At 52.4% G+C, this 14677-nt stretch carries 15 protein-coding genes; 14 read left to right on the top strand and 1 reads right to left on the bottom strand.

The window, feature by feature from the left end; genetic code table 11:
* Positions 1–268: 268 nt before the first annotated feature.
* Positions 269–892: a hypothetical protein gene (locus AC0IM9_RS20175; protein ID WP_445369985.1), complete on the bottom strand. Its 624-nt coding sequence runs from the start codon at positions 890–892 to the stop codon at positions 269–271.
* A gap of 256 nt (positions 893–1148) precedes the next feature.
* On the opposite strand from AC0IM9_RS20175, the gene traL reads away from it, so the two are divergent.
* The 14 genes from traL (at position 1149) to traN (ending at position 14615) form a co-directional block, all read left to right on the top strand.
* Positions 1149–1430, top strand: coding sequence for a type IV conjugative transfer system protein TraL (gene traL / locus AC0IM9_RS20170; protein WP_054759564.1), 282 nt, complete (start codon positions 1149–1151; stop codon positions 1428–1430).
* The gene (locus tag AC0IM9_RS20165; RefSeq protein WP_319960993.1) at positions 1427–2044 is read left to right on the top strand and encodes a TraE/TraK family type IV conjugative transfer system protein; all 618 of its coding nucleotides are present in this window, start codon (positions 1427–1429) and stop codon (positions 2042–2044) included. The genes traL and AC0IM9_RS20165 overlap by 4 nt, the downstream gene beginning before the upstream one ends.
* Before the next feature lie 10 nt (positions 2045–2054).
* Positions 2055–2915, top strand: a complete 861-nt coding sequence (locus AC0IM9_RS20160; RefSeq protein WP_444512395.1) for a type-F conjugative transfer system secretin TraK — start codon at positions 2055–2057, stop codon at positions 2913–2915.
* Positions 2916–2924: 9 nt separating this feature from the next.
* The gene (locus tag AC0IM9_RS20155; RefSeq protein ID WP_445369987.1) at positions 2925–4253 is read left to right on the top strand and encodes a TraB/VirB10 family protein; all 1329 of its coding nucleotides are present in this window, start codon (positions 2925–2927) and stop codon (positions 4251–4253) included.
* Between the two features lie 18 nt (positions 4254–4271).
* Positions 4272–5036, top strand: coding sequence for a DsbC family protein (locus tag AC0IM9_RS20150; protein WP_445369988.1), 765 nt, complete (start codon positions 4272–4274; stop codon positions 5034–5036).
* Between the two features lie 10 nt (positions 5037–5046).
* Positions 5047–5601 (top strand): TraV family lipoprotein, encoded by a 555-nt coding sequence (locus AC0IM9_RS20145; RefSeq protein ID WP_082881147.1) that lies wholly within the window; start codon positions 5047–5049, stop codon positions 5599–5601.
* 113 nt (positions 5602–5714) lie between these two features.
* On the top strand, positions 5715–6026 hold the full coding sequence (traA, locus tag AC0IM9_RS20140) for a TraA family conjugative transfer protein (protein ID WP_231879341.1): 312 nt from the start codon (positions 5715–5717) through the stop codon (positions 6024–6026).
* Between the two features lie 126 nt (positions 6027–6152).
* Positions 6153–6341, top strand: coding sequence for an RRXRR domain-containing protein (locus AC0IM9_RS20135; protein ID WP_064023754.1), 189 nt, complete (start codon positions 6153–6155; stop codon positions 6339–6341).
* Positions 6334–8733, top strand: a complete 2400-nt coding sequence (gene traC / locus AC0IM9_RS20130; RefSeq protein WP_482805211.1) for a type IV secretion system protein TraC — start codon at positions 6334–6336, stop codon at positions 8731–8733. The genes AC0IM9_RS20135 and traC overlap by 8 nt, the downstream gene beginning before the upstream one ends.
* Entirely contained in the window at positions 8723–9028 is a 306-nt protein-coding gene (locus AC0IM9_RS20125; RefSeq protein ID WP_096876892.1) for a hypothetical protein, read from the top strand. Before traC ends, AC0IM9_RS20125 begins: the two co-directional genes overlap by 11 nt.
* On the top strand, positions 9021–9542 hold the full coding sequence (locus AC0IM9_RS20120) for a S26 family signal peptidase (protein WP_482805210.1): 522 nt from the start codon (positions 9021–9023) through the stop codon (positions 9540–9542). The genes AC0IM9_RS20125 and AC0IM9_RS20120 overlap by 8 nt, the downstream gene beginning before the upstream one ends.
* Positions 9526–10692: a TrbC family F-type conjugative pilus assembly protein gene (locus AC0IM9_RS20115; protein WP_482805209.1), complete on the top strand. Its 1167-nt coding sequence runs from the start codon at positions 9526–9528 to the stop codon at positions 10690–10692. Before AC0IM9_RS20120 ends, AC0IM9_RS20115 begins: the two co-directional genes overlap by 17 nt.
* Entirely contained in the window at positions 10685–11749 is a 1065-nt protein-coding gene (locus tag AC0IM9_RS20110) for a TraU family protein (RefSeq protein WP_482805208.1), read from the top strand. The genes AC0IM9_RS20115 and AC0IM9_RS20110 overlap by 8 nt, the downstream gene beginning before the upstream one ends.
* 1 nt (position 11750) lies before the next feature.
* The gene (traN, locus tag AC0IM9_RS20105) at positions 11751–14615 is read left to right on the top strand and encodes a conjugal transfer mating pair stabilization protein TraN (protein ID WP_482805207.1); all 2865 of its coding nucleotides are present in this window, start codon (positions 11751–11753) and stop codon (positions 14613–14615) included.
* The last annotated feature ends 62 nt before the right edge of the window (positions 14616–14677 follow it).

Here is a 14677-nt window from a genome sequence, read left to right as displayed (position 1 = left end):
ACATAGCAATTAGGTTTACCGTTTCATTGCGCCCAATCCACCATATTATCGAAGACCAAGGTATATGACTGGTAACGAATCAATCTCTGTCATAGAATCACATTAGGTGACAGACCGCAAAGGGTCGCCTTGTGACTGCCAGCTATTGAGATTGATCGGTCGAAAGCCGTTATTGAATTCCATTACCCGGAGGTTCCCTTTAGCGAAATTCCTAGCCTAGAATGCAAAAAGCCATTTTTTCCAAAGATATCGGAATTAACACTCCGAATCATTTTGGCGTGATTGAGATCGATATTTTCTCGAATTGGACCGGTAGCTTTTTACCCACTTCCTTACCAAGTTCAATAACAAGAAGTGGAATGTTGGGAAATCGATTCCGAAATCGGTTGATTGAGTATTCCGTGCAAGTCGAACAACAATTGATCTCCGTTACTAAGGTGACAGAAGCGAGGTCGTCAGGGCGCTTTAGGTGTTGCGAATGCCAAATAGCTCGTTCGCGCTGACTTTCGAGAACCGATTTATAGAAAGTGTTTATAGGGAGATTACCGCTAAATGCATTCTGGCGGATGCCGGGAGTTGCAAAGAGATAATTGAGCAGCTTCGGTTCGGTATGGAACTGCGCCATTCCATCGCAGCCAAAAAACTCTGTTTTCGGCATGAAAGCATACAAATTCGGTATCAAGTTCAATCCGAGCCTGATCGATTCTGGAATTGCGCTGTCATTAGAATATGCTGTAAGCACATCTATGGTGTTGTCTTTGAAACGTATTAGCGCTAGGCAGATGTTATGTCCCTCGGCGTCATAATTGACTTTATAGCTCAACGCGCGATTTAACTCGGCGCGTTTCAAAGCAATTGCCATCTCGGCATCTTTTCGACCCCATTCTGCCATTGCCAATTCTCCCCGTCCAAATTTCCGCTACTCTAGCATTATTGTCTCTGGTGCCGCTGACTTTGGCAAAATAAAGATGGTATGACCTTCCAGGTGGGGGGAGTGCTTAAAATCATGGGCGACCTCTTCAAACAAAAAACCTGTTTATCACAAGCCTGATCCCCAAACCCGCTGGCAAAGTGCATTTTAAAAGCATTTAGCCAGCGGGTTTTAATTTGCGTTTTGTGCACAATAGCCACCAACACAGGAGGCTAGCATGGAACCTACCAAGATCCCCCGCTTTATCGATGATCCACCTATTCTGTTGATTTGGACCGCCCACGACTTGGTCATTGTGGTGGCCATGATGCTGCTTGGCATCTTCATCGATCATCTGTTGTATTGCTTGATCGCATCGTACTTCGTGATCAAGTTCATCCGCCGATTCACCGATAACCGGCCGAACGGCTTTTTGGTACACGCAGCTTATTGGGTCGGTTTACTCCCAACCAACGCGATATCGGTCCCTAACCCCTATATCAGGAAGTACTACCAATGAGGCTGAGTGTATTTTTACAGTCGTGGGGTTTTGTCCAAGCGGAAAACCGCCTACACAGGATTTTGTTGATCGGTTTGCTCGCAACCAACGTCATCACGGCGTTCGCCGCGTTACGAACGGAACGGACAGTGATCATGATCCCACCCAATCTTACTGAGAAGGTCGAGATTTCCCGGCAGGAGGCGTCTGCCCAAACCAAGGAAGCGTGGGGTCTATTTCTAGCGCAATTACTTGGCAACGTAACCCCCAACACACTGGATTTCGTAGGCAACGCAATATCCCCATTACTGTCATCGGAGATCCATCGCGAAATAATCAATGCAATGAACGATCAGATCAGTGCTTTGAAGATTGACAAAATATCGACGTCTTTTACGCCGAATCAAGTTTATTTCGAAAAGGAAACCAACAAAGTGTTCGTGACCGGCCAGCTCATAACCAAAGGTCCAAACGATAAACCAGAATCATCCTTTCGCACTTACGAGTTTCAAATCGCGATTGTTAACTACAACCCGGTGGTGAACGACCTCGACGTCTATCAAGGGGAACCGAAAACCAAAGAGTTTTTAGAAATGCAAAAGCAAATGGAGGCGTCCACACATGCAAATCCGTAAATGCGCGTTAATGATTGGCCTGTTTGGGGCAGCTTGTTGTGTCGTCGCCGAACCTCAGTCGGTAGACTTGTTAGCGGTTCCAGCCGATGTATTGAAAACCGGTCAATCCCAGGAAACAGCGCCTACCGGTACCGGCGGCATCGCCCCGCAAACCATCAAAGTATCGGCTGGGATCAATGAGATTATCACGGTGGCGCAAAACCACCTGAATCGAATTGTGACGCCGTTTCCCAGTCCTAGGGTAAGAACGGTCAGTCGCGCCGAAACGCAAGTGGAGGGCAATGTGGTCTATGTCGCCAGCAATAGCGAAGATCCGGTCACTCTATACATAACGCCGGGCGAGAACGAATCGCTTGCCATATCGCTGACGCTGGCGCCGAAACTGATTCCGCCCCGTGAGATTCGGCTTGAACTCGCCGGCGTCGAATATTCTCGCCTGACTCAGACGCAACCGGCAGCCAAAAAAAGCGGTAACGTCGACGATACGGTTCAACAAGAGCATGTCGCGCAACTGAAAGCCACCCTGAGAGAACTGGCGTTAATGCAAAGCCCCAATGGATTCAGTGGCCGCCCGGTATCGGCGAACGAAACCGTTTATTGCGACCAGCAGGGCATTCAGACTACCGTCGGCCAAGCCTTTGATGGACGCAATACGACGATCTTAATTGCAAAAACGGTCAATACCACCCCTCAGCGCATCGAACTCGACGAGCGTTCTTGTATTGGTCAGGGAACCGGGCTTAGCGACATTGTGGCGGTGGCGGCTTGGCCAGATGTGTGGCTGGAACCCGGACAATCGACCGAGTTGTTTGTGGTAGTGAAGCAACGAGGCCTCGCCGAAGAACAGATCAGACCGTCGGTCTTGCGATAAGGGCGGATTATGAAGAACACGCTACTTGAAAAATGGGACGCGCTCAATCCTACGTATCAACGAGTAATTGTCGTCACTACGATTGTTGCGACGCTGATGGTGGCAATCAGTTTGATGTTGGGCGACGCCCCGCCGCCGGTACAAAATGCCTCCAAAAAGGACGTTGCCCGGCATATCTTCACCGATGCAGATCCCAGGTCTTTAGGAATCGACGGTCTTGGGGCGCAAATTCGCAAACTCCAGGAGGATCAACATGCAATACGCTCTCTGCTGGACGGCGTAGTCGCCCAAAATAATCAATATCAAGCGTCCGATCAGCAACGGATCAAACAATTGGCCGATCAAACTGGTCAAACCGCTCAAACGCAAATCGAAGCGCTGAAAGCGGAAATCGATCGCTTGAAAACCGAAAACAAAGCGGAACCCTCGGGGGCTCAGACAGTGTTGCCTCCCGATGCCGGCGCAAAGTCCCACTCAGCCAAGGAGCGCGTCACCAATGCCGACAATTTGTTTAATCCGCGGGCCTATCAAGACCCGGCGGCGATGCCTGTTGATCCGATTGCATCGAACCCGGCGCGGGACTCGGAGCGAAATGCTCTGCAAATCCGAGTGATCAAGCAAGCTGCCAGCACCGATCCTGAAACCAAGAAAAAGGTCGAAGTCGCGGAGACCAAAAAAGCCGAACAAGAAAGCGTCCTCATCCCGGCAGGCAGTATTTTATCGGGCAACCTGTTGAACGGTATGGATGCCCCAACCGGGAGTAGCGCACAGAAAAACCCATTTCCGGTGTTAGTGCGCTTAAAAGCCGACGCGATTCTACCGAACCGGTATACGGCCGACGTCAAAGAGTGTTTCGTGGTCAGCTCAGGATTCGGCGACTTGAGTTCGGAACGCGCCTACATTCGGGCGGAATCCATTTCCTGTGTACGCCAGGATGGCGGTGTTATCGAAGTGCCCTTGGATGCGTATGCGGTGGGCGAAGACGGCAAGGTTGGTATTCGCGGCCGCTTCGTCAACAAGCAAGGCGCTTTACTGCGCAATGCGCTGTTGGCCGGCTTTCTGCGCGGATTCTCGGATATGTTTGGTCGGACGCAAACCCAGGTGCTGGCGTTAGCTGGACCCGCTGGCGTGGCGACAACCCCGTTTCAACGCTCCTTTAGCCAGGATTCGATAGAGGGAGGGGCTTTACGGGGAACCGGGTACGCCATGGAGCGCTTGGCAAATTATTACATCGACTATGCGGAGAACCTGTTCCCGGTGATCGAGATCGATGTGACCCGCAAGATCAATTTAGTCGTGCAACGCGGCACCAAGTTGCGGTTGCTCGAAAAAAGTTAATCAATGAATGGAGACCCCATGAAATTCCTCCCTGCAATTTTCCTCTTAGTGGTGTCCAGTCTGGCTGTCGCCGGTCAGCCACCAGTGGCAAGTCCTGAAGTCTCGACACCGACCGAGGCCGCATTGTTTGCGAAAGGGGCCATTAACGCGATGAAGGCCTTGCCGATCGATGGCTTCAATATGGTAGAAGCGGGCGGCGAGACCTACTTCATATCCCGCAACGGCCGATTTGCCTTCAAGGGCCAATTAATGGATACCTGGTCGAAAACACCGATTACCCGGATCGAACAAGTCGATTCCGTGATGAATCGGATTCCGCTAGCCGACATGAAACTCAACATCGACGAACTCGGCCCGGTGCTGGTGGGCAAGGGCAAAACCCCGGTTGTGGTATTCGTCGATCCGCAATGCCGCTACTGCAAAAAGTTGCAGCAGCAGCTACCGGCGCTCGCCGATCGTTACACCTTCAAGATTATCCCGATCGCGGTATTGGGACCGGAGTCGACGATTCTGGTCAACAAAATCGAATGTCTGCTCCAAACCAAGGACAAGGAAAAGGCGACTACCGCACTACTCAATCAGGACTACGCCGGGTTGCCGGAACAGCTTCCAGGCAGCTGTGACAAGGAGCCTATGCAGAAAGCGGTGATTACTTCCGCCATCTTGGGATTGACCGCGGTGCCGTTTGTAATTGCCCAGGACGGCCGTACCCACAAAGGCGCCCCGGACGATTTAGCCGGTTGGCTGAATAGCACTCAAAGCGTCTCAACTGCAAAACAATAAGGTGAAACGCATGTTCAGATCAGTTTTGTTGATCGTGTTGGTACCGCTACTCGGTGCTTGTACGCTGATTCCGGATTCGTATGGTTGTAAAGGGATGCCGGATGATCCGATTTGTATTTCCGCCGAACGCGCCTATCAAGTGACCGATAATGCGTTGCCTGCCGGTGAGGGAACTGCACCCAGCGAAGCGACCAAGCCGCAACCAGTGACCCTGACCGGCAGTGGCCGGGAACAATCGCCAATGCCGCATATCGAGGATCCCACCCCGATACGCACGCCATCCGAAGTCATGAGAATCTGGATCGCGCCCTGGGAGGACAAAGACGGCGACTTGAACGTATCCGGTTATGTGTTTACCGAGATAGAGCCGAGACGTTGGATGATCGGCAAGAAATCCGTAACGCAAAATCCGCAATTGCGCGCCCTGCAAGTGGAACAACGTGAACCGCCCAAAAAGGATAAATTCGATCTCGATGGACTGGTGGACGGTAAAAAAATGGGGGGAGGTGGTGGCAAAATGCCGGAAGGATTCGAGTCGCTGTTAAAAGCAAAATCGCCGTTTTAGCAATCGAATAAACCACCAGGCGGTGAGTTAGGCGTTAGGTCGCCAACCGGGCGTTGCCGCGCCCGAGATTTGGGTTTAACGCCTATTTACTCACTTTTCTGAAAGGTATAACCATGAAACAAATGAAAAATCTGGTAAAGATCAAATTGTTGGTCGCCCTTGTCGCCGTGGCGGGAATGTTTCTGTTTTCCTCCGAATCGTTTGCCGGTACCGGTAGTACCGAATTCAACGCCGTGTACACCTTGTTGACCAACTGGATGCAAGGATCGTTGGGCAAATTGATTGCGGCGGCGTTTATCGTCGTCGGGCTGATTGCCGGCGTATTGCGCAATTCCCTGATGGGTTTTGCGGTCGGTGTCGCCGCCGGTCTGGGTTTGTTTACCGCCCCTGGCATCATCAACGCCGTCGTTACCGCGACGTGGTAATCCTATCGATTCCGTAATCGATAGACCGTGATCTTGGTTTGGAATTGCAATCCTTTAAGTGATTGTGATCACACCTTGGATAACGAGGTCCGGCGGGAAACCGCCATCTGACTTTCAGGATGGGTCATGAAAGTGAGTCCTCGGAATAACCAGAATGGCCGGTTAAAGGTCCAGGTTTTTAGCAGCGATGGTACCGAGCTGGTGCCGTGTAATGCGGCAAGAGCCAGAAGGCTTGTCAAAAACAAGAAAGCGAAGGTTCGTACCGTTAACCCTTACTCGATAGAGTTAAACAGAAGCGTAAACCCCGATGCCTAAACAGAGTTACCACAGAATCGACAATTTATTCTCCGTGTTGGCGTTCGATCCCGATAACAATCTGTTCTTGGGAGAAGACGCCAGCTTGGGATTCGGTTTTTTGTGCGAGCCGCTTTTCGGAAACGATCCGTCGATCGCCGATCGCATCAACGTTTTGTTGAACCAGGAATGGCCGATCGACACCTTGCTTCAGGTTGGCCTATGGGCGTCTCCCGATATCGACACAGTGATGGCCACTTTGAAGACGCGCCGAATGGAGCAACAAAATCCGTTGTATCAAGCCTTGGTGGCGTCCAATGTGGACTATCTGCGTGGAGCCACTCAGCATCCGATCGATAAAGCCTTGCCGACACGAGTTAGGCGGTTTCATGTGCTGGTGACTGCGAAGATACCGTTGTCGGGGGCAAAACCCACTCAGAAAGAATTGAGACATGCGTCGGAATTGCGCTTGGCCGCGTTTCAAGCGTTAGCGACGAGTGGATTAAGGCCAAAGACATTGACGGCCGACGTGTATGTGCGTCTGTTGAACACGATGTTGAATTGGCACCCCGAAGCCAGCTGGCACGATCTAGTGGTGCCCGAGTGCGATCCGCGTAAATTGATCCGCGAACAATTATTCGATTTCGATAACGAACTGGCGGTCGATCAGACCGGCGTGACTCTTGGCAGCAAACGGGTGAAAACCTTATCGGTCAAACGGCTGCCGGATCAAGTGTATTTTGGCTCGGCCCTGAGCTATTTGGGGGATCTACTGAGCGGAGCCCGTGGTATTCGCGACAATGTGTTGATCTCCGTCACACTGCATTACCCGGATTCGGAAGCCACACGGATGAAATTGGAGACCAAGCGTCAATTCACCGCCAATCAGGCGGTGGGACCGCTATTAAATATCGTTCCGCAGTTAGCGATCCGAAAACACAATTTCGACTTACTCTTCGACGCGCTGAACGATGGTGATCGCCCCATCCGCACTTATTTCGGCATGGTGTTGTTCTGCGATCCTCATGAAGAATCCCAAGCCGTGTCCAATGCGCGCACCTATTACCGGGAGCTGGGTTTTCAGCTGCTCGAAGACCGGTATTTTAGTTTGCCATATTTTCTGAATTGCCTGCCATTGGGCGCGGAACTCAGCCAAGTGCAAGTGAGTAACCGCTATATCACGATGGCAACCCGTCACGCGATTCCGCTGTTGCCGATGTTTGCCGATTGGTCGGGGACTGGTTCGCCGGTACTTAACTTTATTTCGCGCTCAGGACAACTGGTCAATGTCTCGTTATTTGATTCCGGATCGAATTTCAATTGTTGCATCGCCGCGCAATCGGGGTCCGGTAAATCTTTTCTGACCAATGAAATTATCGTCAATTATCTCACCGAAGGGGCGCAGATCTGGGTAATTGACGTCGGCCGCTCCTATCAGAATCTGGCCGACACGCTGGATGGCGAATTCATGGAATTTACGGCTGACAAACAGATTTGCCTGAATCCCTTCGAGTTGGTGCAAAACTGGGAAGACGAAGCCGATGTGGTGGCCGGATTGGTTACCGCGATGGCGGCACCCACCGAAAAACTCAGCGACTTTCAGACCGCCGGATTAAAGCGGATCTTAAAAGGGCTGTGGGATGAAATGGCGCAAAAGATGACCGTCGACGATATCGCTCAGCGGTTGCGGGCTGAATCCGACCAAAGACTGAAGGATGTCGGCGAACAGCTTTTTCCCTTCACGTCGACCGGCGAATATGGCCGGTTCTTCAACGGCGTCAACAATGTTCGGTTTCAGAATAGTTTTACCGTGTTGGAGTTGGAGGAATTGAAGGGGCGCAAACACTTACAACAAGTCGTGTTGCTGCAATTGATCTATCAGATCCAACAGGAAATGTATCTCGGAGAGCGCGATCGGCGCAAGATCGTGATCATCGACGAATCCTGGGATTTATTGAGTATGGGGGACGCAGCGACCTTCATTGAACATGGTTATCGACGGTTCCGAAAATACGGCGGTGCCGCGGTGACGATTACCCAGTCGGTCAACGATTTGTATCGCTCGCCGACCGGCCGAGCCATCGTCGAGAACTCGGCCAATATGTATCTGTTAGGCCAAAAACCGGAAGCGATCGACACCATTAAAAACGAGAATCGTCTGCCGCTCTCCGATGGCGGAATCCAATTGCTCAAATCGGTTCACACTATCCCCGGCGTCTACTCGGAAATTTTCTTTATCACCGAATACGGTCAAGGCATCGCCCGGCTGGTGGTCGATCCCTACAAACGCTTGCTGTATTCGACCAAGGCCGAACACGTCAACGCGATCAAAAATCTGAAACGGCAAGGCTATTCGACCGATGCCGCCATCCGCCATTTATTGCTACAACAGGAAACACGCCATGTCGCTTAAATCATTGATTGCCGTTGTTTTGGCCACCATTGCCGTCAGTGTGTCGTCCAGCTATTGGCTGGTAAGGCATTCGCTATCGACCGAGTTGGAAAAACTGAACTTATTGACGCCGGTGTTCGTGATAGACCGGACCGGGTGGACCCGAAATCTGTCGAAAGACGCCAGTCAAGATACCATCACGCACGCCATGAATGAATGGCAGGCCAAAATCTCGCATTTGGTGGATTCCGGTTTCGTGGTGGTCGATGCGAACATGGTGGTCGGTGCGCCGGAGGATGTCTATGTCGGTGAGTAACCCCCTCAATCAAAAGGTATTTTGGTTTAAAAAAGCCCTCCCGACGCTGATCGCGATTGTGATTTGCGGTGCTTATCTAGAAAATCGGTTTCGCATTGGTATCGACGATCAGAAAGATCGGTGTTTGCCCGGCAATCACCGCTGGTTCGTGGTCGACACCTACGCCAAAGACATTCGCCGAGACGATCTGGTGGCGTTTGCCGCGGATCAACGCATGGCCATGGCGCCCTGGTTTTCGTTTACCCACATTGTGATCAAGATCGCGACCGGTGTGGGTGGCGACACCGTAACGGTCGATACTCAAACCGCGCGAGTGAACGGTAGCGTGGTCTCCGAAGGGTTGGCGTTGGCGGGTAAATTAAAGCAACCGGCCGCCGCGTTTATTCGGACCGAGATTGTCACAGACGGCGAATTGTGGGTGACCGGCACAACCGAGAATAGCTTCGACTCCCGCTATTGGGGTGTGGTGCATCCCGATCAGATTATCGGCAAAGTCTATGCGTTGCCATTTTAAGCCCATAGCGGTGGCGGCGGTATTGATCGGTGGGTCGGTACCAATGGCCGGCGCCGATACCGATTGGCTGGAGCGTTCGAAGGCGTTGATGCAACACGCTCAACAAGGACCGCGTCCGGCCTGGTTGGACGCCAATCCACACGCCGCGAATGCCAAGGCGCAGGCCTTGGAAACCTTAAAGCATGCGCCTTCACCGCGACCATTCGCCAAGCCGGAGCGGGATCAACGCCGGCATTATGTCCTGTACGCTTCGACGTCCTTGGGTCGGGCCGGCCTGCTCAATCTATTCGAAGCGGCCGCCGGCCGAGACGATGTGTTAGTGGTTTTCAGGGGCATACGCGACGGTCAGCGGGTGCAGGAATTTATTCGCGAAATTCATGGTTTGGCGCAAACGCTGGATGCTCAGAGGGTTCCGTCTATCGAACTGGATCCGACCCGTTTTCAGAATGCCCATATTCAGGTGGTGCCGAGTTTGACGGTGGAGGAGGGCGACCGTGTTCTGGCCAAGGTGGAAGGGGTTACCGATATCGCCTGGTTGGAGGCACAGTTAAAATCGCGTCAGGCGCCGGATGATCGAGTCGTGGATCTGGGCGTACACGGCGATACGCAGGCTATCGCCGAGCTGGATTTGATCGAGGTGATGAAGACGCGAATGGCCGGCATCGATTGGGCAGCTAAGAAACGCGAAGCACAGGCCCATTTCTGGCAAAAAGCCGAACTATTATCGCTCGTGACGGCACGACAAGATCGCGAGCGGTTGATTGATATCACCGTGACGGCGCCAAGAGACGTCGTCACCCCGGCAGGACAGATCATCGTCCGACAAGGGCAGCGCATCAATCCGCTGAGTCAACTGCCTTTTACCCAGCGTCTGGTGGTCTTCGATGCCACGCAACCCGATCAAGTCGCGGCAGCTGAGCGCGAGGGAAAGGCGGTAACAGGCCGTCCGGTGACGTATTTGATTACCGGGTTGGAACGGGACCAAGGATGGCAGGCGTTCAATGCGCTCGAAGAACGGTTGGGACAATCGGTGTTCTTACTCACCGCCGACGTGCGGCAACGTTTTAATCTCGAAGCGGTTCCCAGCGTTGTCGAACAAGACGGCATGCACATCAAAGTTAGAGAAATCGCGGTGGCAGGCCATGACTAAACCAGCGACGTGGTTGCAACTTGTATTGCTGTGTGCGTGTTTGTGTTCGAGCCAAGCACGTGCTGCCGACGCCCTATGTCCGGACGCGGAACTCTGGTCGGGGAAATTGATTACCGATATTTGCTGGGGTTGTTTGTTTCCGATTCGGCTGGCAGGCGGTGTGCTGGATTTTCGCGCGCCGCAATCGAAAGGTAGCGGCGACTCATCCGTGGGCGACGATTTGGTTCCGTCGTCCGCCGCCAGCAATATCTATTGCGTTTGCGATGGCAAAGAGCTTATCCCGGAAGTGGGTATGACCATGGGCTATTGGGGTCCGGCCAGGGTCGTGGAGTTGGTGCCGAATCCTTGGTGCGCGCCGACGCTCGGCGGCACAAAAATCAATCAGTCGAATGTGCGATTGTGGGGTGGTTCGTCGCCTGTTGTATACGACACTGATGAAATAGTCTTCCTCAATTATCACTATTACGCATTCCCGATATACGTCATGCTCGATCTATTCTGGGAAGATCGGTGCTTTGCCGACGGATACAAAGATTTCGATTTGCTGTATGTCTCGGAACTGGATCCGACCTGGAACAATGATGAATTGGCATTCTTCACCAATCCTGAGGTCGTATTATTTGCCAATCCAGTGGCATTGGCGGCGTGTTCGTTCGATGCTATTGCGGCGTCCGCCGGCCGGCCGATTGACGAAATGTTCTGGTGCGCCGGGGCCTGGGGTGGCATCTATCCGTTGTCCGGTCACGCCCATCCCGGTGAAGGCATTGCGCCGCGTCAAAGCAGTTTGTTGATGACACGAGCTACGGCCGCACTGCATCGGCGCGGCCTGGCCCATAGAACCGTTGGCGATGATCACGTCTGCGGCGGGACGATTTCCCCGTTTATTCCGAAATCCCAATACGCTACCACCATGTTTTACCCAGTGGCCGATACCCAGAGCAAACATGCGATTGGCGAAAGTGATTTGCTATGGGGAGCAGGCCATTCTTATCCCGGTTCCGGCGAATACCACGTCTACATATTGTGGCGATGGACTGACTGTTGTATAGGATTTTAAGATGGCTATCGAATTTTCCGAGCGCACATCTACCCGAGCCATTTGCCATTTCTTGATGGTGTTGTTGATTTGGGTGCCGACCCATGCGGTGGTCGCTGACACTATGAGCGAATCAGCCAAAATTGGACAACAGACCGGTGAAAGCGCCGTCAGCGGGTTTGTAATGCCGACACTCAGCGCCGATCAAAAAAGCTTGGTCCTTTTTCCCAATACCGGTAAGGACGTATCGGTCCCAATCAGCGAATTGTATCCGGATTCAGAAACGGGTAACGCCACGACCTTCACCCAGTTGTACGGCAAAAACGCAGCGACCATCAAAGCCGGCAACGACATGCAAACGAGCATGGAAAGCCAAACTAGCCATACCGGCGAAGCGTACCGGACTCTAATCAAGTCGGCGAATCGGGCGCATCCCAATCTATTCGATGATCCCATCTGGGGAACGACGGATTATGTCATGCAGAACCACGATCTGTTCTCGCAATATTTCACCGACTGTAATAAGGAGGTCAAGGCGACACTCACCCCCGGTAAAGGCACGCAACCGGATTACAAAACCTGTCGGCGTAACCCTCCCATTACCAATACCTGCGTCGCCAGTCACGATGTACTGCTAGAGCCGGTCATTCTACCGGCCCAAGGCGAAACCAAAATTGCATCCTGTGGGGACGGATGCGTGGATCTTTGGGTGGGCATTGTGGGTGACAACTACTGGTGCGACGGCGGCTGCGCCCATCCCACTGTGTCCAGCCAATACATTGTGAAGCATCCGGAAGCGATCATTTCCGCGACCATCCTGTATGCCCAATGGGATGACTATATGCGGGTTCATATCAATGACCAGCTGGTCTGGACGGGTTACAACGGCTGGGCACCGTCGCCCAAGTGCGAAATGTCGACCAGTTGGCAGGCCTATCCCAACATCAATGTGACAGAACCTTTTGTCAACGCCCGGAAGAATTCCATCCTGAAATTCAATGCGGAGGCATTGGTCTCAGGATGCGGCGAAGCCTTTGCGCAAATCCGACTGAAATACGATCCGCTGAAAATTATTATTCGGGACGAATGGACCATGAACGACAAGTCCTGCCAGAACCTAATTAAGGCGGCGGACGACGGAATTTGCAAAAACGTGAAAACCACATGTGATATCAACGCCGGGATCAAGATCGGGGACAAATATTGCATGGCCATCACCACTTCGGTGGGGCAAATGTGGGTGTGCGAACCGAATTTCAAAGACGCACCTTTCAAAAATATTCCGGAAACCTGCACCAAAGCGACCATGACCGCGACGTGCAATTCCAACGATATTCCGTGTTGGACAAAGCCGGACGGAACTAAACAGTGCGTCAGCGATATTGAAGCTCAGGTGCCGGAGACCTGCGCAACCCTGGAAGCGCGCGGCTGTGCCTTCGTCCGATCCGAGTGCGTCGACGGGACGATTGGCGCTAGCGGAAAGTGCTGGCTGTATCAGGATACCTATGATTGCGGAAAGGAATTCGGCGTGATAAAGGCGACGGCGTCCGTGAAACCGGACTGCGGCGAAACGGTGCGCTGTATGGGCGAAGATTGTGTTGATATTACCCGCACACAAAGCCAGGATTTTACCAATGCCTTGGCCGCGTTGAATTCGGCACAACAAGCGGCGATGGATAAAACCTGTAGCGATCCGAAAGATGTGACCACCTGCAAGGTCTTCGAGGGCAAGGGAGGGTCATGCAAAGTAGTCAATCTGACCAGTGAAATCGATTGCTGTAAATCGCCAACCTCCATCGGCATCGGCGAGTACATCGATCTGATGTACAAGGTCAGTAAAACCCACAACATTGTCATGCGCTTGGATAAAACCAACCCGATTCGCGGGGCATGGCAAACCTTAAGCGACCCTTTGATCGATGCCGGTGAGGCGGTTTATACCCCCATTAAAACAGCCTGGGATAATGTGTTGCTTGAGCTCGATTCTGTCGTCGATAACATTGGCTCCGAGTGCACGGCCACCTTTTCTAAATCAGCGTATTTTAATGTGGTCAGTTCATTGCGGAATATGGCTATGGAAAAAATGGTTTCCTGGACTGCTGATATTTTTGGTCCACAAGCAGCGAATGCGCTATTTAGTGTGGCAGGTAGTCAAGGGGCGTCCTCAGCTGTGGATGCGGCCGGTAATTTGCAAGGGACTGGTGCGAACCTCCAGTTAGGAGGAGGGGCGGCTTATATCGGGACGATGCTCAACGTCATCATGATCGCCTATGCCATCTATCAAATTCTGAACATGGTCGTGCAAATGATCTACAAGTGCGAGCAGAAAGAATACGAATTGATGGCCAAAAACGCCGTGAAAGCCTGTAGTTTTGTCGGACAGTACTGCGGCTCCAAGATACTGGGGATGTGCGTTCAACAGAACTACGCCTATTGTTGTTTCAACTCGCCGTTGGCCAGAATACTGCAGGAACAAATCCGGCCGCAATTAGGCAAGGACTTCGGACCGCCTAAGTCGCCCCAGTGCGAAGGCATTGCAATCAGCGAACTGCAAAAAGTCGACTGGAGCAAGGTTCATCTGGACGAATGGATTGGTATTCTCACCAGTACCGGGCGCTTACCGACGGCGCAAACCCCGGAAAAACTCAATTTGGACGTGTTGACCGGCGCTAGTTCCGATTTGAATTATAAGGGCGACCGTCGCAATACGGCGGACCGCAATGTTCTGCGGTTGCAAGGCATCGACATGAACCAGACCCGGCAAGACGCGGAGGAGCAAGGCTGGTCTATGGGTCCATATATGGTCCGCCCCGTATTGCAAGAAAAATTCACCAGTAACATAAAGAAAATATTGCGCCCATATATCCGGCCTGTAATTGAGGATTAAACGACCTCGGGCCCTGATGGACTTCGCGCATTCCGACCTCATCAGGTCTTCGGCTTCTAAAG

The organism is Methylomonas sp. Uni0011, assembly GCF_056850255.1.
This window is presented reverse-complemented; position numbering and strand designations above follow the sequence as displayed.

Bases quoted from the DNA above. Each gene is read 5' to 3' on its own strand.
- traC (WP_482805211.1), top strand. From the start codon at position 6,334: ATGCCTAAACAGAGTTACCACAGAATCGACAATTTATTCTCCGTGTTG.
- AC0IM9_RS20160 (WP_444512395.1), top strand. From the start codon at position 2,055: ATGATTGGCCTGTTTGGGGCAGCTTGTTGTGTCGTCGCCGAACCTCAG.
- AC0IM9_RS20175 (WP_445369985.1), bottom strand. From the start codon at position 892: ATGGCAGAATGGGGTCGAAAAGATGCCGAGATGGCAATTGCTTTGAAA.
- AC0IM9_RS20125 (WP_096876892.1), top strand. From the start codon at position 8,723: ATGTCGCTTAAATCATTGATTGCCGTTGTTTTGGCCACCATTGCCGTC.
- AC0IM9_RS20150 (WP_445369988.1), top strand. From the start codon at position 4,272: ATGAAATTCCTCCCTGCAATTTTCCTCTTAGTGGTGTCCAGTCTGGCT.
- traN (WP_482805207.1), top strand. From the start codon at position 11,751: ATGGCTATCGAATTTTCCGAGCGCACATCTACCCGAGCCATTTGCCAT.
- traA (WP_231879341.1), top strand. From the start codon at position 5,715: ATGAAACAAATGAAAAATCTGGTAAAGATCAAATTGTTGGTCGCCCTT.
- AC0IM9_RS20155 (WP_445369987.1), top strand. From the start codon at position 2,925: ATGAAGAACACGCTACTTGAAAAATGGGACGCGCTCAATCCTACGTAT.
- AC0IM9_RS20115 (WP_482805209.1), top strand. From the start codon at position 9,526: ATGCGTTGCCATTTTAAGCCCATAGCGGTGGCGGCGGTATTGATCGGT.
- AC0IM9_RS20165 (WP_319960993.1), top strand. From the start codon at position 1,427: ATGAGGCTGAGTGTATTTTTACAGTCGTGGGGTTTTGTCCAAGCGGAA.
- AC0IM9_RS20135 (WP_064023754.1), top strand. From the start codon at position 6,153: ATGAAAGTGAGTCCTCGGAATAACCAGAATGGCCGGTTAAAGGTCCAG.
- traL (WP_054759564.1), top strand. From the start codon at position 1,149: ATGGAACCTACCAAGATCCCCCGCTTTATCGATGATCCACCTATTCTG.
- AC0IM9_RS20145 (WP_082881147.1), top strand. From the start codon at position 5,047: ATGTTCAGATCAGTTTTGTTGATCGTGTTGGTACCGCTACTCGGTGCT.
- AC0IM9_RS20110 (WP_482805208.1), top strand. From the start codon at position 10,685: ATGACTAAACCAGCGACGTGGTTGCAACTTGTATTGCTGTGTGCGTGT.